The organism is Clostridium sp. AM22-11AC, assembly GCF_003473545.1.
Taxonomy (GTDB): domain Bacteria; phylum Bacillota; class Clostridia; order Lachnospirales; family Lachnospiraceae; genus Enterocloster.
Map to the genome: position 1 here is coordinate 1 of NZ_QUCM01000013.1, position 18,824 is coordinate 18,824.

The window sequence follows — 18,824 nt, forward strand, 5'->3', positions numbered from 1 at the left end:
GCATTTTTAATTCAAAAGAGCGCCGGCGGCGGTCTTTCCTATAAAGTAAAAAAATAGGTATACCAGAATATATCCGACATACCTATAAATTTACATAGCTACATTTCTATAACTTGTTTCACAAACTGCTCAAAGTAGTCCGCATCAAACACTTCACTTTCCAAACATTTACCTGGTGCATATTCTTTATTTCCTTACCAAAACTGCTCATATAAACTTGGTAAAATACCTTTCGTCACCGTTAACACGATCATCTCAAGAATTTCTTTCTCCGATGTCTGTGAACTTTCCAATTGCCACCATTTCACCGCTGTGAGAATATTAGATGCAATGATCTGGCTGAAATAGACTGCTTTCTTTTCACTGTTGGGATGAATATGATAGTTTTCACAAAGTTCCTCAAATAATGCATGGCTGTAAATCATATGCATTTCATCAAAAATATTAACAGGAAGCGTCTGCCGCGCCATCATTTTCAAAATCGCTTTCTTCTGTTCAAAAAAATGAAGGATTGGCGAAAAATACGAAATATAATTCTCTTTTTTTCCATTTAAAGCTATAAATCCCGGATTTATTGCCTTTTGGAACTGGACAAGCAATTCATCCGCTATCTTTTGAATGAGATCATATTTATCCTCATAATTTCTGTAAAACGTAGAGCGATTAATCTGACATTCCTGGATCAGCTGCTTGATAGTAATATCCTGAAAACGACACTGTTCCAACAGTCTGATAAATGTCATCTGGATATTTTGTCTGGTCTTTGTTACTCTTAAATCTTCGCTCATATCTCTCCTCTGCAACATTTTACCTTTAAAAGTTGCATATGCAATTTTTTCTCAACAACTGTTTCTTGTTTAATTTTTCACATTTTATTACAATTCATTATATCAAAAATTTACGTGAAAGGAAAAGATAATATGGAAAACAAGTATTATCCACATTTATTTCAAAAAGGAACTGTTGGCGGTGTTGTCCTGAAAAACCGAATTGTTCGCAACTCTATGGGAACTTATCTTGGAAATCCTGACGGAACCGTAACCGACCGTCAGATCAAAGCTTATGCCCAGGCGGCAGATGGCGGTGCCGGACTTATCTTTATGGATAACGCAGTCCCGGTTCCAATGGTATCCTGCGGCTTACGGGCAGACAAGGACGAATTCATCGCAGGTCTTACCCTTCTTGCTGAAACAGTAAAAGAACATGGGGCCGTTCCCGGCATTCAGCTGGCTCATCCGGGCCGAGATGCTGCTTTTGTCGGCAGCGCAGATGTCATTGGTGCATCTGAAATCACTTTTGAGCCATGGTATGAAATGGGCTATAAGATGCCAAGAGCCCTGACAATAGAAGAAATTCATGATCTGGTTGAACGTTTCGGTGACGCCGCAGTACGATGTAAAAAAGCTGGTTTTGAAATTATCGAAATCCACGGTGCTGCCGGATGTATTCCGACCAATTTCCTGTCTCCCCACGATAATAAACGTACTGATATGTATGGTGGCTCTCTGCACAACCGCATGCGTCTGCTCCTGGAAATCGTCAGAAACATCAAAAAGAAATGCGGTCCAAATTTCCCGGTAGGTGTCAAATTAAGTACCGAAGACTGGGAGCCAGAAGGAATACGTATTGAAGAAACCATTGAGGTAGCAAAGGCATTGGAAAAAGAAGGAGTATCTCATCTGAATATCATGGGTGGAACCCATGCAACAGCTTCCAGAGAATTCCTGCTGCCAAATGCATTTAACGCCAAACACACAAAAATGCTGAAAGATGCAGTAAACATTCCTGTTTTCATCGGTCATAATATTTTCTCTCCAGAAGATGCTGAAAAGATGCTCGCTGAAGGAAATGCCGATTTTGTCGCTTTAGGTCGTTCACAGCTGGCAGAGCCGGCATGGGCAAAAAAAGCAAAAGAAGGCAGAGCCAGCGATATTAAACCTTGTATCAACTGTCTGATCGGATGTATCGACAGGGGAATGTTGAGCCACACACCGATCCATTGTACCGTAAATCCATCCTTATACCGTTTTGAATGCAAACCTGTTGAAAAAGCAGAAACCAGGAAACAGGTTGCAGTAGTCGGAGCCGGTCCTGCAGGCTGTGAAGCCGCTCTTACTGCTTCAAAACGCGGACATCAGGTTACAATCTATGAAAAGCGATGCATCGGCGGAGCGATGATTGAAGCCAGCAAACCGGAAAACAAAGCCAATATCAAACGGTTGATCCACTATTATGAAGATCATATTATGCATGATCCGAACATTACACTGGTAAAAGAAGAAGTTGAATATGAGACTCTCGTTCATAGCGGTTATGATGCAGTTATCATTGCTGTCGGCGGAAAAACCAGAATATTAAATGTACCTGGAATTGAGAAAAACTCCGTCATTTATGCCAGTGATTATTTAAATGGCTCCACAGCAGTAACAGGAAATACTGTAGTTGTGATCGGAGGCGGCATCACCGGTGCGGAAACCGCGCTTGAATTAAATGCCGAAGGCAAAAAAGTTACTATCGTAGAAATGACGGATGCTTTTCTTGCGAATTTCAGTTCCGCTTGTCAGGCATATCTTGCAACGATCAATGAAACAGACATAAAGATCCTGACTGGCAAACGCCTGACCGCTGTCCATGAAAACAATGTCATTCTGACCGATCGATGGGGTAATGAAACAACGGTTCCGGCTGACAGTGTAGTCATCGCCGCCGGTTTTACCCGCCAGAATGAACTGAGCGATAAACTGGAAGAAAATACAGATATGCAGGTATTCAATGTTGGAGACAGCAAACGCGTTCGTCAGATCTATGACGCAATCCATGAAGGATTTATTGCTGCAAGACAGATTTAACACCATTGCACCCACTCTGTCTTCCTTGATCAAATCCAACTATAAACGACCGTCGGATGAATATTCCGGCGGTCGATAGCTTTTTCACGATTTATTCAGGTTTCCTTTTCTTTTTTAGGTTTATTATCTTTCTTTTCCGTATAGACAAAGCTGCCAGCTATACCCCCGTCAGGTACAGTCCTAACTCCCTTCCAAGAGTCTGGGCAATTCCAATGCTTTGTCCAGGCAGTGATGTTGTATACTGTACACCAAATCGCCTTCCACTGCAGTTACCTGTAGCATATAAACCGGGAATTGGTTCAAAATCACGGTTTAAGACCTGCTGATGTTCATCGATCTCCAGTCCGCTGACTGTTACCAGTATTTTTAAAGACTGGCCACCTGGTCTGTGGCTGTCTTTTATTATACCGCTTCACTTCTTTTAGGAAATCTTACTCTGTCTCCATCTGCTCTTTCCGCTTTCTTTCTTCAAATTCTTCTTTCATTTTCTGAAGAAATTCCGGGTGTTCCAGAATATCCATACAGGTTCCGGCTAAGATCTCAGAGCCGGAGCGCAGGGCTTCGTGGGCTTTTTGGTTTTTTCCGGCTTCCAAATATTCTTTGGAATGTGCTGCAGTTCCTTCTGGTACAAAGGCAGTGCGGATACAGCAGCCTGGTACTTCATACATGACATTTCCAAAATCGGTGGAACCTGTTTTTTCTCTTGGGCCTGTGATCTGGGGGGCCTGGAAGAAATGGGCATTTTCCATGATCAGGTCATTTAATGTTACACAGGGGATCTTTGCCTTAAACGGATAGCTGCGCTCAAGATCGCAGGTGGTTCCCGTCATCAGGCATGCACCTTTGATAATATCTTTAAACCGGGGAACGATCACATTTCCCAGATAATCGGTGCTGTAAGAACGCAGTGTATACTCTGCTTTTGCCCGTCCCGGAACAATATTGGATGGACCGCCTGCATCCAGAATTGTATAATGCATCCGTGAGTCTTCTAATACATGCTCACGCATAAATTCAATGGCCTGGAAAGAGAGAAGAGCTGCGTCGAAAGCACTCTTTCCCTTATGTGGGCTCATAGCTGCATGGCTTTCTACCCCGTGAAAAGTCACATAGAAGCACTCCAGTGCCATGCATCGCAGATCAACACAGGTTGAAGGCGCTGCATGCATCATCAGTGCAATATCTATATCCTTAAAACAGCCCTTTTCCTGCATAATGATCTTGCCGCCAATGGTCTCTTCTGCAGGTGTACCATATATAACGATCTTATAAGGCTGGTCTTTGCAGGTATCGCGTAGTGCCAGGGCAGCACCGATCACAGATGGCCCCTGCATATGGTGTCCGCATGCATGTCCAATATCTTTCAGGGCATCATATTCTGCCAGAAGGCCAAAAGATGGTCCTCCCTGTCCCTGCTCATAAACAGCCCGAAATGCGGTTGGAAGTCCTGCGATCCCTTTTTCTACCTGAAATCCCATTTTTTCCAGATAATCAGTCAAAAGGCCGGCTGATCTTACCTCTTCCATTCCCGGTTCTGCAAGATCATATATTTCATCTGCTATTTTGACCAGTTCCGGCAAATACTGGTCAACCGCCTGTTTTATGACTTCTTTTTTCATGTATATACTCCTGTTAAAATTCCTGTTCTATTTGTTTCTGTAATTTTCTCAGTTCCGTTACCATTCGATTTCTCTGGCGTATAAATGTGGTATGGTAAAACAGTTCCCAGTCTTTCGGACCTTTTTGAAAGTCTCCTTTTGCTGATGCGCCAAGTAAATGTAACGGACCGTATGCAAAGGAGGTATCCTGTTCATATGCAGATCCGGAAGAATGCATGAGACGGCTGATTACTCCGCCTGTTATCCTGCAGAGGCGGTTGTGATCTTCTAAGTGTATTGGTTCACCTTTCTCCTGTTCTTCTGTGTTCCATTTTTTCTCCAGATCCACGCATAACTGGATCACTGTTTTTAACTGCTTCTGTATTTCCTCAATTTCTTCCCCATACTTAGAAGAATTTTTTAACGGTTCCAGATACCCATTCCATGTATGAAAGTATTCAGAAAAATCTGCAGGAAGCATTTCTTCATTTAAAAGTCCGCATAAGAGAGAACGAACCACTGCCCCATCCCGCATCAAACCATCAAAATCGATCTTGTCAAAGGTATCTTCCGCTGTATGCCACCAGTACACACCAGGTCCAGGTGCATCTGACTGTTTTCTTTCTTTTCTTGCTTCATATCTTGGATTGATATGATAAGGGATCTCTGCTCCCCAGAAAGACTGATCCGCACCGCGGCCAATCCGTCCGATCTGAATCTCTGCCAGTGGATCTGCTTCCATTACATGTTCTTTCAGCCATTTTGTTCCTTCCAAACCGGCGGTCCGGATGGCAAGGGTATGGTCCGCGCCTTTTGAACCAAGAAGATCCAGATTTACATGGGCAATACAGTTTTCATATAATTCATCCCAGTGGTGATCACAGTACCAGGTTGAACCCATATACCGTCCATTGGAATGCCCCGGCCACCAGGCAATTTTTAAAGAATAGGCAAGCTGTTCCTTCCTATCCTGGAAATATCTGACAAGTTCCAGAGCCAGTGCATTGGCAGTACAGTTGTCAAAAGCACCTCTGTACCAGGTATCATAATGGCAGGAAAGCAGGACAAAATCCTTTTTTCTGCCTGGAATATCTGCTATGGGAAGCTGCACGCTGCGTACTCCCGTATCTACCTGGCTGTCCAGATCGGCATAGAGGATCTGTCCATTTTTCCAGGCATTTTCCAGTTTCTGGATCAGATACTCTCCTTTCGGACCAGATATTGCTACCACCGGCATCTTAAGCTGAAACAGGGACGAATCCATATCCGGAGTCCCCCAGACAGGACTGACTGTATCCTCATGGATCACATCTTCTCCGGAAGTCCAGATCTGGATCCATCCGGCAGCTCCATACTGTTCCAGCATTTTTGCATACCGCTCATCATAACCATATCCCAACACCAGCTTTCCGGAAACATTTTCTAAAAACTGCTTCTGTCTGTCCATAGAAACTGCTTCTCTGGTTCCAGGATCATACACCAGGGGAACATGAAGGGATTTTCCTGTACTTTCAGAAAAAGATCTGGGACGACTGGGAATTTCTTTTCCATCTACGGTCAAAACACTTTTTACCGGATTACTTAAATAAGCAGGAAATGTTTCTGTATGGCAGGAGACTCCGTATTTTTTTAATACGTCTGAAATATAGGCAACTGCCTGAAGTGCTTCCGGTTCTCCTGTCAGTTTATCAAAGGAACACAAATATTCCAGATGTTTTTTTAACCGTTCTTTCTCTTCCATTTTTATTTTCCCTCCTGTTACCGTTATCTGGTTCCGTTATTTCCCAACTGTTTATTAATAACCAATTCCAATGGCGCCCAGCATAAACAGGCAGCCTGCAAATGTCCAGATCAAAAACAGAGGCATCATAAATTTCAGCCACTTTGCATAAGGGATCTTGGAAACGATCAGATATCCCATTAATGCAGAGGAAGTTGGCAGAACAGAGTTGGAAAATCCATCACCTAACTGGAATGCAAGAACAGCTGTCTGTCTGGTAATTCCGATCAGATCTGCTACAGGTACCATTAACGGCATGGTAACAGCTGCCTGTCCCGTACCGGATGTGATGACGCAGTTTACCAGTGACTGTGCTAAAAACATTCCCACAGCCTTTAAGGACTGAGGCATTGTATTTACAAGACTTGCAATGGCATGAACAATGGTATCTAAGATCAGGGCATCTGAAAGTGCCATTTCCACGCCGCGGGCAATACCGACGATCAGGGCGCCTACTACAATTCCCTTCGCTCCGGCCCCAAAGGTAGAAGCGATCTTATTCGGACTGTAACGGTTGATAATGCCGCAGACAACTCCCATGGTAATAAAAATCGCTGACATTTCTTCAAAATACCAGTCCAGTTTACTTAAACCATAGATCAGGGCAGCAAAACCTACCACGATCACGCCCAGTGTAAGACCATGTGTCAGAGTCATTGCCTCATCCTTATCATCAAAAACAAATTCATTGTCATCTGGTTCCCCATAGATAATGCTCTTGGCAGGGTCTGCTTTTACACGTTTTGCATACCAGGTAATATAAACCGTATTAATGACCAGCAATACTACAAGGATAAATAATCTGTATCCCATACCGGAAAACATGGGGATTTCCGCAATATCCTGGGCAACACCAACATTAAATGGATTTAAGATACCAGCAGTAAAACCGGAAGCCGCACCCATAGCGATCATAGCTGTACCTGTTACTTTATCCAGTCCCAGTGAAGTGGCCAGAGCAATTCCGATCGGTACAAAGATCATAACTTCCGTTGACATTCCCATGGTTGCGCCAAAAATGGAAAACAGTACCAGAAAAGCCGGGATAACAAAAAATTCTCTTCCCTTAAATGCTTTTGACATTTTTTTGCATAAAACAGTCAGCACCCCTGTGGAGGTAATGATCTCAAAAGAACCTCCGATGATCAGGATAAAGGTTACTGTACTTGCTGCTTTAACGATCGCCCGGTAGATCAATGAAGGGATTGAAAAAAAGCTTACCGGGGCTGACTCTACATAGTGGAAACTGCCTGCTTCAACAAGGGTTCTTCCTGTTGCCTCATCTGCATACCGGGTATACTCTCCTGCCGGTACAACATAGGTTGCTGCTACTGCGATCAGGATCAGCACTACAAGGATAACAAATGTATGCGGAGCCTGAAACGACCTTTTTTCTTTTGTCTTTTCCATAATTCATGCCCTTTCTTGATAATTTTTATTTCTTAAACTATAATGAATAAATAAAATTAAATCAAGTTTAATATTTTTAATATTTCATTTAATATTATTTATTTTTATGCATAGTATACAAATATTTATACATTGGAGGGAAAAACTATGGATATGAAGGAACAGGTTTACATGCTTGCTATTGAAAAATATAAAGGAATAAAAGATGCAGCCCAGTCTCTGCATATTTCCCCGCCTGCACTGAGTATTTTTTTAAGTAATCTGGAAGAACGCAGCGGTGTGCATTTTTTTGACCGGATCGGGAAACAGTTTATACCTACCCAGGCAGGAAAAATTTATCTGGAACATGCAAGAAAAATGATAAACATACGAGATGATTATGAAGACGAATTAAAGAAATATATACACGGTTCCTCTGGAACGATCCGCTTCGGGATCCACCCAAGACGGACTCTTTATCTTCTATCCCAGGTCCTGCCCCGTTTCTCTGCCAGGTATCCGGATGTGGAGCTGATCCCTTATGAAGCTTCTTCGGAGCGTATGGTAGAACTTCTCTTAAATGGGGAACTGGACTTTGCCATTATCAATCTCACCTCGGATCATCCGCTTTTAGAATACCACTTATTATATGAGGACTATATGGTTGCGGTTGTAGCTGCCGATCACCCGGTCTGTAGAAAAATGGGATCCGCTTCCACCGATGATGATCCTGTATTGATCGATCTAAAAGAATTTAACGGTGAACGTTTTATTCTCCAGAAACCGGAGCAGTCTTCCAGACATTATACAGATCTGGCAATTGCCCATGATCACGCAGAACCCGGAAGCATTTTTCTTTTGGAAAATCTGGAGTCTTCTGCCCAGTTAGCAGCAGAGGGTTATGGAATTTCCTTTAATTTTTACCAGTATATGAGACGTTTCCATTATCCAAAACCAGTACGCTGTTTTCGGATCGGAGGTTCCGCTGAAAAAACCATATATTCTATTGTTACATTGAAAGGAAAACATACCATTGCCCCGATGCAGGAACTGATCGGACTCATCAAGCAGTTTGCTTAAAATCGTTAAGCAGATGGATCGGGTATAAACTACCAAAAAGGAGCCGCCAGGGGGCGACTCCTTTTGATATGCATGTGCAGCAACCATTCGGTTGTCAATAATCCGCAAAAACGGATCAACTACAGCATAATATACTTCAATATAAATAATACTGCCAGAATATAAAGCAGTGGACTGATCTTCTTCTCTTTTGCCTTACCGCATACCAGGTTGATCACTACATAGGAGATAATTCCCATAGAGATACCTTCGGAAATGCTGTACATGAAAGGCATTGCGATAATACCGATATATGCAGGAATGGACTCGGTATAATCATTAAAGTCAATCTTCAGGATAGAGGAGATCATTAAAAATCCTACTACGATCAGCGCCGGTGCAGTTGCAAAGGACGGGATCGCAAGGAAGATCGGTGATAAGAACAGAGACAGTCCAAACAGGATTGCTGCTACTGTAGCGGTCAGTCCGGTTCTTCCGCCTTCTGCTACACCAGAAGCACTTTCTACGAAAGTAGTTACTGTAGAAGTACCAAACATAGCACCTACGGTAGTACCAACAGCATCAGATAAAAGGGCACCGCGGATCCTTGGAAGCTTTCCGTCTTTGTCCAACATGTCTGCTTTGGAAGCAACACCGATCAGTGTTCCCAGTGTATCAAACAGGTCTACAAACAGGAATGCAAATACAACTGCAAAGAAATCCAGTGAGAACATGCTGCTGAAATCCATCTTCATCAGGGTTGGTGCCATACTTGGGATAGCAATACCATTGGAAAAATCTGGAAGCAGACTATAGGCTCCTGCTTCTGGATTTACCTGATAGATACCTGCTAACTGGCAGATGATACCTAAGATCCAGGTTGCAAGGATACCCCAGAGGATACCGCCTTTTACCTGTTTTACCAGTAAAACAGCTGTGATCAGGATACCGATCAGTGCTAACAGAACAGTGATGCCCTCTGTGGAGAATGTACCATTCTGAACAGATGCCTTAAAGGAATAAAGACCTACCAGCGTAGCACCGTCTACTACGATCTTTGCGTTCTGTAAACCGATAAAAGCGATGAAAAGACCGATACCAGCGGATACAGAGTGCTTTAATGTCATAGGAATGGCATTAAAGATCTTCTCACGTACATTGGTCAGTGACAGAAGGATGAAAATGATACCTTCTGCAAATACGGCTGTTAAAGCCATTTCCCATGAGTATCCCATCTGTAAAACTACGGTATAAGCAAAGTAAGCGTTTAAGCCCATACCTGGTGCAAGTACAAATGGGTAGTTTGCCATAAATGCCATACATAAAGTAGCAAACAAAGCTGACACTGCGGTGGCTGTAAAGACTGCACCGCTGTCCATACCGGTAGCGCCTAAGATACCCGGGTTAACAGCCAGGATATAGGCCATAGTCATAAAGGTGGTGATTCCTGCTAACACCTCTGTTTTGACGTCTGTGTGGTTCTCCTTCAGGTGAAACAATTTTTCCAGACTCATAAAAAATCCTCCTTCTCATGTATTGATCTCTGATAACTACCAGAGACCTGTTCTTCTTCCTGGCATTTTTTAGAAGTCCCCTGCCTCCTTTCCCCCGATTGCCAGAAATCCAAACATTTTTATACATACATTTTAGCACTTTTTTAATGTTTTGTATATACAAAATAAAATTTTAAATTGCCAAAGAGAAAATCTTATTGTATAAATCTGATTTTTTTGTCTATTAATCTACATTTTTTCCTACTGCAAAACTTTTTACAATCTCTGTAAGAATGTTGACCGTCTGTTCCATAGACTCCACACATACATATTCATATTTTCCGTGATAATTATGTCCACCTGTGCAAAGGTTTGGGCACGGAAGTCCCATGTAGGACAGTCTGGCGCCGTCTGTTCCACCGCGTACCGGGGAAATAACCGGAGTAACTCCATTTTTTCTCATAGCATTTTCTGCAATGTGGATCAGTTCCATATGTGGCTCTATCTTCTCTTTCATGTTGTAATAGGAGTCTTTTACAACAGCAGTTACTGTACCGGCCCCGTATTTTGCATTTAAAAACTCTGCTGCTTTTTCAAAAAATGCTTTCTTCTGTTCAAATTTCTCCCTGTCATGGTCACGGATGATATATGCCATCTGGGCGCCTTCCACATCACCTTCCATATGGTCTAAGTGATAAAAGCCTTCGTAACCTTCTGTATACATAGGATTTTCAAATGCTGGAAGCAATGCCTGGAATTCCATTGCGATCAACAGGGCATTTTTCATCTTTCCCTTGGCGCTTCCCGGATGGATGCCTTTTCCCTGGATGGTCACATGGCCGGAAGCTGCATTAAAGTTTTCATATTCCAGCTCCCCTAAAGCACCTCCATCTACTGTATAAGCGGCCTCTGCCCCAAAGCCTTCTACATCAAAGAAATCTGCTCCTCTTCCCACTTCCTCATCTGGTGTAAAGGCAATGCAGATCCTGCCATGTTTCTCTTCCGGATGGCTTAAAAACCAGGCTGCCATGGTCATGATCTCTGCCACACCTGCTTTATCATCTGCTCCTAACAATGTAGTGCCGTCTGTAGTGATCAGTGTTTTTCCTTTATAATTTTTCATTTCCGGGAAATCGGAAGTAAGAAGCCAGATATCTTTTTCTTTGTTTAAACAGATATCACCGCCATCATAATTTTCCACAAACTGAGGCTTTACGTCTTTACCAGAAAGAGCCGGTGATGTATCCATATGGGCAATGAAACCTAAAGAAGTAATCTTTTCCTCTGTATTTGCCGGGATCTCGCCATAAATATATCCATGCTCGTCCATGCGCACATTGGCAACACCCATTTCCTTTAACTCAGTAGTCAGAAGTTTTCCAAGTTCTAACTGCTTTGTTGTACTTGGAACCTGTTCGCCCTCTTCTTTTGACTGGGTATCGTAGGAAATATAGCGTAAAAAACGTTCTGTAACAGAATTTTCTATTATTTTCATTTCATCGTCCTCCAAAATCATATTTATTAAGATAATTTTACCACGGATCCGCTCATTATGCAAAAAGGACAGCCGGTCTTTCGATCCAGCTGTCCCAAATGAAAGCAATCTGCTTTCGTACATCTTTTGTATATCTTATCTGTTTGCCAGTTCCTCTGTGATCTCTTCCCAGGTAACACCTTTTTCTGCCATTAATACCATCATATGGTACAGGAAATCGGAGATCTCGTATTTTACTTCCTCCGGATCCGGGTTCTTGGCTGCAATAACGATCTCAGTAGCTTCTTCTCCCACTTTCTTTAAGATCTTATCAATTCCCTTATCAAAAAGATAGTTGGTATAAGAACCTTCCTTTGGATGTTTTTTGCGGTCTAAGATCACATTGAAAACGTCCTCAAATACTTTTAATGGATTGGTCTCTTTGTATTCCTTTTCTGCCAGTGTGGTGTAGAAGCAGGAACGGTTGCCTGTGTGGCAGGCTGCGCCGATCTGCTTTACAGTTGCAAGAAGTGTATCATTGTCACAGTCGATCTTTAAGGATTTTACATACTGGAAATGTCCGCTGGTTTCTCCCTTTACCCACTGCGCCTGACGGCTGCGGCTGAAATAGGTCATGCGGCCGGTAGCCAGCGTATTGTTAAATGCCTCTTCATTCATGTAAGCTAACATTAATACTTCATTGGTCTTATAATCCTGAACGATCACAGGGATCAGCCCGTCGCTGTTTAACTTAAAGTCCTTCCAGTCTACGGAAGATTCAAAGGTATCTACGGAAATTCCCGCTGCCTTTAAAGACTGTTTAATGGTCATGGAAGTATCCATGGCATCCTCTGTAAAGGTAAGAACCGCACCGCAGATATTTCCGCAGCCAAAGGCATTTTTCAGGCTTTCTGCTGTGTCCTTGGCATCATCCTTTGCCTGTAAGAAGAATAAAAATGGTGCTTCACTGTCGCTGATAGAAGCCATTTCCAGTAAAGAGGGAACGCTGCCTGCTGTATTAAGAAGCATGACGGATGCACCTGCTGCCTTATAGTCCTTTACATGATCCAGATAAGCATCTGTTGGCAGATAAGCGTAGATCTTCTCTTTTCCAAAGCGGTCAGATGCCTCTTTGATCATATCCACGTTTTCTTCTTTGCTCATGTCTAAAAATACAGCGCTGGCTCCTGCATAAAGATATTTCTTTACATCTTCCATGCGTTTTACTCTGCCGCCTGCAATGACCGGGGCATCCGCTTCCCTGCAGACCTCTTTGATCACTGCAATGGCAGCCTCATGGTCATCATCTGTTACAGACCAGTCATAGATCAGAATTTCATCCGCTCCGTTATCGCAGCAGTGTTTTGCCATCTGAGGTGCAGCCTGGGTATAGGTTCTCTTTCCGTCCCAGCTGCTGATACGGCCTTCCTGGTAGCCAAAACCTGCGATCAGTTTTTTATTATCCATGTCCATTTCCTCCTTGTCCGTTCATTTTTCAAAACGGCGGACTGCCTCTTCCAAGTCCACACGTTTTTCATAAAGAGCTTTTCCCATGATCGCTCCTGAGATCCCTGCATCATAAAGAGCCTGCAGGTCTTCCATACAGGATACGCCGCCGGATGCGATAATGTCAAGTCCTGTTTCTTCCGTCAGCTTCTTTGTTGCCGGGATATTGGGGCCTGAAAGCATGCCGTCTCTGGAAATATCTGTATAAATAATGTGCTTTACGCCATATTCTTTCATTTTCAGGCAGAGATCTGTGGCTGTAACAGTGCTTACCTGCTCCCAGCCCTGGATAGCTACCATGCCGTCCTTGGCGTCAACGCCTGCTGCAATGGCATCTGCACCGAATTTCTCCACCATATCTTTTAAGAACTCCGGCTCTTCTACTGCCTTTGTTCCTATGATCACACGCTTTACGCCTAAAGCAAGCATATTTTTAATGGCTTCCTCAGAACGGATGCCGCCGCCGATCTCTACAGGGATATTCACAGAAGAAACGATTTTTTTAATGGTCTCTTCATTTACAGAACGTCCTGCCAGTGCACCGTCTAAGTCTACCAGATGTAAAAAAGTGGCTCCTTTTTCCTGCCAGAGAGCCGCGATCTCCTCTGGATGCTCCGAATATACCGTAATATCTTTAAATGCACCCTGACGCAGGCGGACACATTTTCCATTTTTCATATCAATTGCCGGATACAGCTGCATGTTTTGTCTCCTTTTCTATTCCTGAATAAATGTTTTTACAGGCTTTTTCTACAGGCTTCCCTTGGTAGATAATACATCTGTAAGCCGTGGATCATAACCGGTTGCTCCGTCTAAAGCTTTCGCAAATGCCTTAAAAGCCGCCTCAATGATGTGGTGATTGTTGCTGCCGGACATCTGGCGCAGATGAAGGTTCATTTCCCCGCCATAAGATACTGCATAGAAAAACTCCCGCACCATTTCCGTCTCCAGATCACCTACTTTTTCCCGGTCAAGGTTTAAGTCATACACCAGATAAGGTCTTCCGCAAAGATCCAGGGCGCAGATGACTAAGGCCTCATCCATGGGAAGGATCTGGGAACCATATCGGCAGATGCCTTTTTTATCCCCTACTGCCTTGCGGATGGCCTGTCCCAGCACAATGCCTGTATCCTCAATGGTATGATGGGTATCCACTTCCAGATCCCCGTCTACTGTAAGATCCAGATCAAAAAAGCCATGGCGGGCAAAGCTGTTTAACATATGGTCAAAAAAGCCGATGCCTGTATGGATATTGGCCTTTCCGCTGCCATCCAGGTTTAAAGTCATGTTTATTTTCGTTTCATTGGTATTTCGTGTGATCTGCGCAATGCGTTCCATATTTCCTACACTCTCCTTTATGCGGACCTTTTTACTCATGTTTTTGGCGAGACCCAAGGTCAAAAATCCTCCTGCAAGCAAGCTTGCGTCGGATTTCCGACCTTTTGACCCTGGTATCATTCAAATCTGACTCTTACAGAATTTGCATGTGCAGTCAGGTGTTCTGCTTCTGCAAAGTCCTCAATGTCCTTATGAGCCTTTTCAAGGGCTTCTCTGGAATAATAGATAATGCTGGATTTCTTAATAAAATCATCTACACCTAAAGGTGAGAAGAATTTTGCTGTTCCGTTGGTAGGAAGGATGTGGTTTGGTCCTGCAAAATAGTCTCCCAAAGGTTCAGAGCTGTATTCACCAATAAAAATTGCGCCTGCATTGCGGATCTTTGTCATTACCTCAAACGGATTAGCTGTTACTAACTCCAGGTGTTCCGGTGCAATGTTGTTGGCTGTCTCCACTGCCTCATCCATAGTATCCACTACCAGGATATAGCCGTAGTTATCCAGGGATTTCTTGATGATCTCGCTTCTGGATAATACCTGAAGGAAACCATCAACTTCTTTGGAGACCTTCTCAGCCAGTTCCATACTGGTGGTAACTAAAATAGCACTGGCTAATTCATCATGCTCTGCCTGGCTTAACAGGTCAGCTGCCACATATCTTGGATTGGCTGTTTCATCTGCCACTACCAGGATCTCACTTGGTCCTGCAATGCTGTCAATGCTTACATGACCGTATACCGCTTTCTTTGCAAGGGCAACGAAGATATTTCCAGGTCCTACGATCTTGCTGACTCTTGGAATGGACTCAGTGCCGAAAGCAAGGGCTGCAATTGCCTGTGCGCCACCTACTTTATAAACTTCGGTTGCACCGGCCAGATGTGCTGCTGTTAAAGTAACAGGATTTACCTTGCCATCTTTTCCAGGAGGTGTGACCATAACGATACGTTTTACACCAGCTACCTCTGCCGGGATAATGTTCATAAGTACAGAAGAAGGATAAGCAGCTTTGCCGCCAGGTACATACACACCGGCACTCTCCAATGCTGTGATCTTCTGTCCTAAGATCGTGCCGTCCGGCTGGGAGTCAAACCAGCTGTTTCTTCTCTGTTTTTCATGGTAACGGCGGATATTTTCCATGGATTTCTTCATTACTTCCAGAAGATGTGGATCAACAGCTTCCATAGCCTCTTTGATCTCTGCCTCTGTTACACGGATGTTGTCTGCATTGATCTCTGCTTTATCAAATTTCTTTGTATAATCAAAAACAGCTGCGTCTCCTTCTGCTTTTACCCGGTCTACGATCTCCTGCACGGTTTCTGTGTATGCATCATAATTATTTGGGTCTCTTTTTAACATATCTGCCAGAATATTTTTCATAGATGCTTCATCTAATTTTACGATCCTCATTTGTCCGCCCTCTCTTTTTCCTTTAAAAGTCCCTGAAAATCTTTAATGATCTTTGTGATCCGTTCATTTTCCGTTTTCATGCTTACCTGATTGACTACCATACGTGCGGAAAGGTCACAGACCTCTTCTAAGACTACCAGTCCGTTTTCTCTTAAGGTAGAACCGGTCTCCACGATATCTACGATCACCTCAGAAAGCCCTACAATCGGTGCCAGCTCAATGGAGCCGTTTAATTTAATGATCTCTACAGTCTGGTATTTCTGGTTGTAGAAATAGTCTTTTGCAATGTGCGGATATTTGGTAGCGACACGGATCAGTTCGTGGTGTTTTAAACGCTCTCTTGCTGACTCCGGTCCGCAGACGCACATCCTGCATTTTCCCATTGCCAGGTCTAAGACCTCATACAGTCTTCTGCCTTCCTCTAAAATGGTGTCACGGCCTACAATACCGATGTCTGCCGCGCCATATTCTACATAAGTAGGAACGTCATTTGCCTTGGCTAAGAAGAAACGGATGCCCAAGTCTTCATTTACAAAGATCAGCTTTCTGGAGTTTTTGTCCTTCATCTCCTCACAGGAAATGCCGATCTGTTCAAACATATCCATTGCCTTGGATGCCAGACGGCCCTTGGCTAATGCTATGGTCAGATATCTCATGCTGCTTTATCTCCTTTTATATCCAATATGCTTTTATGCTTTCTGGATCTTTTATAAGATCTCCCTGACTCCGTATGCAGATACAGGGGTTTCGTCTACATTTCCTGTAAGCATGTCAAAGGCAGTTACTGTATTTCCTGTATCCTTCAGGCAGAGAATGGTGCGAAGACCTCTCTTCTTTGCCATTCCCTTATAATCTTCCAAGCTCTTTCCTTCTTCCATGACCATGGACTGCACCGGAGTACCCTCGGAACGGAAGAAACGGCTTAAACGTACCGCACTTTGTCTGGCTGAGGGCTCATACAGGATCACCGTATTTACTAACTGCACCGGAATGTGGATCTGCTGTCTGGATAAAGCTGCCATCAGCTGGTCTACTACAATGGCGAAACCAACTGCCGGAGTATCTTTTCCAAACTGGACTAACAGTTTATTGTAACGGCCGCCGGTAACAATGTAATCGCCGGTTCCATAGGTATATGCCTTGAAAATGATACCGGTATAATACTGGTAACGGCTTAACATTCCCAGGTCGTAAGATACATAATCAGCCATATGATATTCTTCCAGCAAAGTATGTACCCGCTCCAGCCGCTCAATGGCTGCTAATGCCTGTGGGTTATCTGTTAATGCTTTTGCCTTTTTAATCTGGTTGATACCGCCAAACAGCTCTGGAAGTTTTAAAAACGCTTCTTTTAAGCTTTCTTCCATGTCCTGGTTCTTTAAAAACTCTTCTACGCCAAAGCGGTTCTTGTTTTCAATCAGATCATTTAACTGGGCCTGTGCGTCCTCGTCCAGTCCGGACTGCTGTAACAGGCTTCTGTAAAATGCAACCTCACCTAATTCTACCTGGAACTCTTTTAAACCAGCTGCCTTTAAACAGTCAATGACCATAGCGATCATCTCAGCATCTGCATCTGGTGAGTCATCGCCGATCAGCTCTGCACCTGACTCAGCCCGCTCTTTTAAATAACCCTGATAGCTGGTATTATTTTTAAAAGTGCGCTCCAGGTAGCACAGACGCAGAGGCATATCATCATCCATAAAATATTTTGCCACACATCTTGCCACTGCTGGGGTCATATCCGGCCGGAGCACCAGCATGTTGTTGTCCCTGTCAAAGAACTTGAACATTTCCTGGGCGCCTACGCTTCCGCGGTCTTCATTAAAAATATCCGCATATTCAAAACTTGGGGTCTGGATATGCTCATAACCGTAAAGATACAATGTATGGAGGATCTTCTCCTGAACTGCCAGCTTTCTGCGGCATTCTCCGTTATAAATGTCCCTGACTCCTTCCGGAGTGTGGATCAGTTTGTTTTTCTTTGTCATAGCACATCTCCCTTATCTTTTGCCGATATAAATGGCTTTGCTTTTTGCCTTGCTATCACTTTACCATGGTAGAGTGATGATTTGCTAACGTGTTTTCATTATAAAGGCTTCATTCTTTCTTGTCAACGGCTTTCTGGATTTTTCTTAGCCAGGCTCATGGAACGGCTATTGATCGTTCTCCCTCTGACTTAGATCAATGGATAATGGTTCCAGGTAATGGACATACATATCCCTATGAGAACGTATTTTCCAGTTTTTGTTAATTTCATCGTAGGTAAAACTTTTTCTGCCACCTGCTTCCATGCGGTCCCAGAATTTTTTTACATCTGTAAAAGGCACATAATACATTTCATCTAATGCTGTATAATGAACAATGATAAATGATATCCCCCCCTGTTGTTCAAATTCTTCCATAAATTTGATCTGATGTGGGTGAATGTTCTGAAGAGGAAATGTTTTTACCGCACACTCTTTTGCGTCAAAACATACCGGTATTCCTTGAACTGCCCCAATATAGTCTACGGTACTCTTCTGGTCAAAATAAGCCAGTGTAATATGACGGCTGCTCTTATCTATTTCAATGGGAGTAATGGGTGTAGGGATCTTCTGGATCAGAGCCAGTTTTTTCTCCCTGTAACTTTCATTTGTATGATTGATCAGGTCTTCTAAGGTAGAACCCCGAAGCCCCCTTGTTTTCCATGTTCCCATTTTATGCTGTCCTTTCCGCAAAACAAATGTCTGCTGCGCAGCCGCTTGTTTTATCTTCGCTCAAATACTCACGAATCCCGCGCTATCGCGCTCCACTGTCTGCTTTCGCAGACGATTCGTTCGTTAATGGCTCGCCAAAAACAAATGTCTGCTGCGCAGCCGCTTGTTTTTGTCTTCACTCATTACATTATATCAAATACAATTCATATTTGCCATTCTTCATTTTTTGCACTATA

General features: G+C 43.3%; 16 protein-coding genes. 2 read left to right on the plus strand and 14 right to left on the minus strand.

The window, feature by feature from the left end; all coding sequences use genetic code 11:
• Positions 1 to 194: 194 nt before the first annotated feature.
• A complete protein-coding gene (locus DW251_RS11570) occupies positions 195 to 788 on the minus strand; it encodes a TetR/AcrR family transcriptional regulator (RefSeq protein ID WP_021870134.1) in 594 nt (197 codons plus the stop codon).
• A 132-nt stretch (positions 789 to 920) separates the two neighbouring features.
• Here DW251_RS11570 and DW251_RS11575 point away from each other — a divergent pair, with 132 nt between their 5' ends.
• Positions 921 to 2,849 carry an NAD(P)/FAD-dependent oxidoreductase gene (locus tag DW251_RS11575; protein ID WP_118301227.1) on the plus strand — a complete coding sequence of 643 codons (1,929 nt, stop codon included), beginning with the start codon at positions 921 to 923 and terminating at the stop codon, positions 2,847 to 2,849.
• Between the two features lie 157 nt (positions 2,850 to 3,006).
• Here DW251_RS11575 and DW251_RS11580 read toward each other — a convergent pair whose 3' ends face one another.
• Genes DW251_RS11580 through DW251_RS11595 form a run of 4 tightly spaced genes read right to left on the minus strand, consistent with a single transcriptional unit; the run spans position 3,007 to position 7,637 of the window.
• Positions 3,007 to 3,255: an FAD-binding protein gene (locus DW251_RS11580; RefSeq protein ID WP_118301268.1), complete on the minus strand. Its 249-nt coding sequence runs from the start codon at positions 3,253 to 3,255 to the stop codon at positions 3,007 to 3,009.
• Positions 3,256 to 3,280: 25 nt separating this feature from the next.
• On the minus strand, positions 3,281 to 4,468 hold the full coding sequence (locus DW251_RS11585; RefSeq protein WP_118301228.1) for a M20 family metallopeptidase: 1,188 nt from the start codon (positions 4,466 to 4,468) through the stop codon (positions 3,281 to 3,283).
• A gap of 13 nt (positions 4,469 to 4,481) precedes the next feature.
• Positions 4,482 to 6,188 carry a M28 family peptidase gene (locus tag DW251_RS11590; RefSeq protein WP_118301229.1) on the minus strand — a complete coding sequence of 569 codons (1,707 nt, stop codon included), beginning with the start codon at positions 6,186 to 6,188 and terminating at the stop codon, positions 4,482 to 4,484.
• Positions 6,189 to 6,242: 54 nt separating this feature from the next.
• Positions 6,243 to 7,637, minus strand: a complete 1,395-nt coding sequence (locus DW251_RS11595) for a TIGR00366 family protein (protein WP_118301230.1) — start codon at positions 7,635 to 7,637, stop codon at positions 6,243 to 6,245.
• Between the two features lie 147 nt (positions 7,638 to 7,784).
• Between DW251_RS11595 and DW251_RS11600 the strand changes: the two genes are divergently transcribed.
• Positions 7,785 to 8,696 (plus strand): LysR family transcriptional regulator, encoded by a 912-nt coding sequence (locus DW251_RS11600; protein WP_118301231.1) that lies wholly within the window; start codon positions 7,785 to 7,787, stop codon positions 8,694 to 8,696.
• A gap of 119 nt (positions 8,697 to 8,815) precedes the next feature.
• Here DW251_RS11600 and DW251_RS11605 read toward each other — a convergent pair whose 3' ends face one another.
• The 9 genes from DW251_RS11605 to DW251_RS11645 all read right to left on the minus strand — a co-directional run bounded on the left by DW251_RS11605 (position 8,816) and on the right by DW251_RS11645 (position 18,588).
• Complete coding sequence (locus tag DW251_RS11605; RefSeq protein ID WP_118301232.1) at positions 8,816 to 10,189, minus strand: NCS2 family permease; 1,374 nt, start codon at positions 10,187 to 10,189, stop codon at positions 8,816 to 8,818.
• A gap of 223 nt (positions 10,190 to 10,412) precedes the next feature.
• Complete coding sequence (gene pepT / locus DW251_RS11610; protein ID WP_021870127.1) at positions 10,413 to 11,663, minus strand: peptidase T; 1,251 nt, start codon at positions 11,661 to 11,663, stop codon at positions 10,413 to 10,415.
• A 135-nt stretch (positions 11,664 to 11,798) separates the two neighbouring features.
• Entirely contained in the window at positions 11,799 to 13,109 is a 1,311-nt protein-coding gene (gene hisIE, locus DW251_RS11615) for a bifunctional phosphoribosyl-AMP cyclohydrolase/phosphoribosyl-ATP diphosphatase HisIE (protein ID WP_021870126.1), read from the minus strand.
• Positions 13,110 to 13,130: 21 nt separating this feature from the next.
• Entirely contained in the window at positions 13,131 to 13,850 is a 720-nt protein-coding gene (gene hisA, locus DW251_RS11620; RefSeq protein WP_021870125.1) for a 1-(5-phosphoribosyl)-5-[(5-phosphoribosylamino)methylideneamino]imidazole-4-carboxamide isomerase, read from the minus strand.
• Between the two features lie 48 nt (positions 13,851 to 13,898).
• Positions 13,899 to 14,486, minus strand: coding sequence for an imidazoleglycerol-phosphate dehydratase HisB (gene hisB, locus DW251_RS11625; protein WP_021870124.1), 588 nt, complete (start codon positions 14,484 to 14,486; stop codon positions 13,899 to 13,901).
• Positions 14,487 to 14,602: 116 nt separating this feature from the next.
• Complete coding sequence (gene hisD / locus DW251_RS11630) at positions 14,603 to 15,892, minus strand: histidinol dehydrogenase (protein ID WP_021870123.1); 1,290 nt, start codon at positions 15,890 to 15,892, stop codon at positions 14,603 to 14,605.
• The gene (gene hisG, locus DW251_RS11635) at positions 15,889 to 16,548 is read right to left on the minus strand and encodes an ATP phosphoribosyltransferase (protein ID WP_021870122.1); all 660 of its coding nucleotides are present in this window, start codon (positions 16,546 to 16,548) and stop codon (positions 15,889 to 15,891) included. Before hisG ends, hisD begins: the two co-directional genes overlap by 4 nt.
• A 51-nt stretch (positions 16,549 to 16,599) precedes the next feature.
• Positions 16,600 to 17,880: an ATP phosphoribosyltransferase regulatory subunit gene (hisZ, locus tag DW251_RS11640; protein ID WP_021870121.1), complete on the minus strand. Its 1,281-nt coding sequence runs from the start codon at positions 17,878 to 17,880 to the stop codon at positions 16,600 to 16,602.
• A 165-nt stretch (positions 17,881 to 18,045) separates the two neighbouring features.
• On the minus strand, positions 18,046 to 18,588 hold the full coding sequence (locus DW251_RS11645) for a Holliday junction resolvase RecU (RefSeq protein ID WP_021870120.1): 543 nt from the start codon (positions 18,586 to 18,588) through the stop codon (positions 18,046 to 18,048).
• Positions 18,589 to 18,824 lie beyond the last annotated feature (236 nt).

Bases quoted from the DNA above. Each gene is read 5' to 3' on its own strand.
- hisA (WP_021870125.1), bottom strand. From the start codon at position 13,850: ATGCAGCTGTATCCGGCAATTGATATGAAAAATGGAAAATGTGTCCGC.
- hisD (WP_021870123.1), bottom strand. From the start codon at position 15,892: ATGAGGATCGTAAAATTAGATGAAGCATCTATGAAAAATATTCTGGCA.
- DW251_RS11570 (WP_021870134.1), bottom strand. From the start codon at position 788: ATGAGCGAAGATTTAAGAGTAACAAAGACCAGACAAAATATCCAGATG.
- DW251_RS11645 (WP_021870120.1), bottom strand. From the start codon at position 18,588: ATGGGAACATGGAAAACAAGGGGGCTTCGGGGTTCTACCTTAGAAGAC.
- DW251_RS11600 (WP_118301231.1), top strand. From the start codon at position 7,785: ATGGATATGAAGGAACAGGTTTACATGCTTGCTATTGAAAAATATAAA.
- DW251_RS11585 (WP_118301228.1), bottom strand. From the start codon at position 4,468: ATGAAAAAAGAAGTCATAAAACAGGCGGTTGACCAGTATTTGCCGGAA.
- DW251_RS11605 (WP_118301232.1), bottom strand. From the start codon at position 10,189: ATGAGTCTGGAAAAATTGTTTCACCTGAAGGAGAACCACACAGACGTC.
- DW251_RS11575 (WP_118301227.1), top strand. From the start codon at position 921: ATGGAAAACAAGTATTATCCACATTTATTTCAAAAAGGAACTGTTGGC.
- hisIE (WP_021870126.1), bottom strand. From the start codon at position 13,109: ATGGATAATAAAAAACTGATCGCAGGTTTTGGCTACCAGGAAGGCCGT.
- hisG (WP_021870122.1), bottom strand. From the start codon at position 16,548: ATGAGATATCTGACCATAGCATTAGCCAAGGGCCGTCTGGCATCCAAG.
- hisB (WP_021870124.1), bottom strand. From the start codon at position 14,486: ATGGAACGCATTGCGCAGATCACACGAAATACCAATGAAACGAAAATA.
- hisZ (WP_021870121.1), bottom strand. From the start codon at position 17,880: ATGACAAAGAAAAACAAACTGATCCACACTCCGGAAGGAGTCAGGGAC.
- pepT (WP_021870127.1), bottom strand. From the start codon at position 11,663: ATGAAAATAATAGAAAATTCTGTTACAGAACGTTTTTTACGCTATATT.
- DW251_RS11590 (WP_118301229.1), bottom strand. From the start codon at position 6,188: ATGGAAGAGAAAGAACGGTTAAAAAAACATCTGGAATATTTGTGTTCC.
- DW251_RS11595 (WP_118301230.1), bottom strand. From the start codon at position 7,637: ATGGAAAAGACAAAAGAAAAAAGGTCGTTTCAGGCTCCGCATACATTT.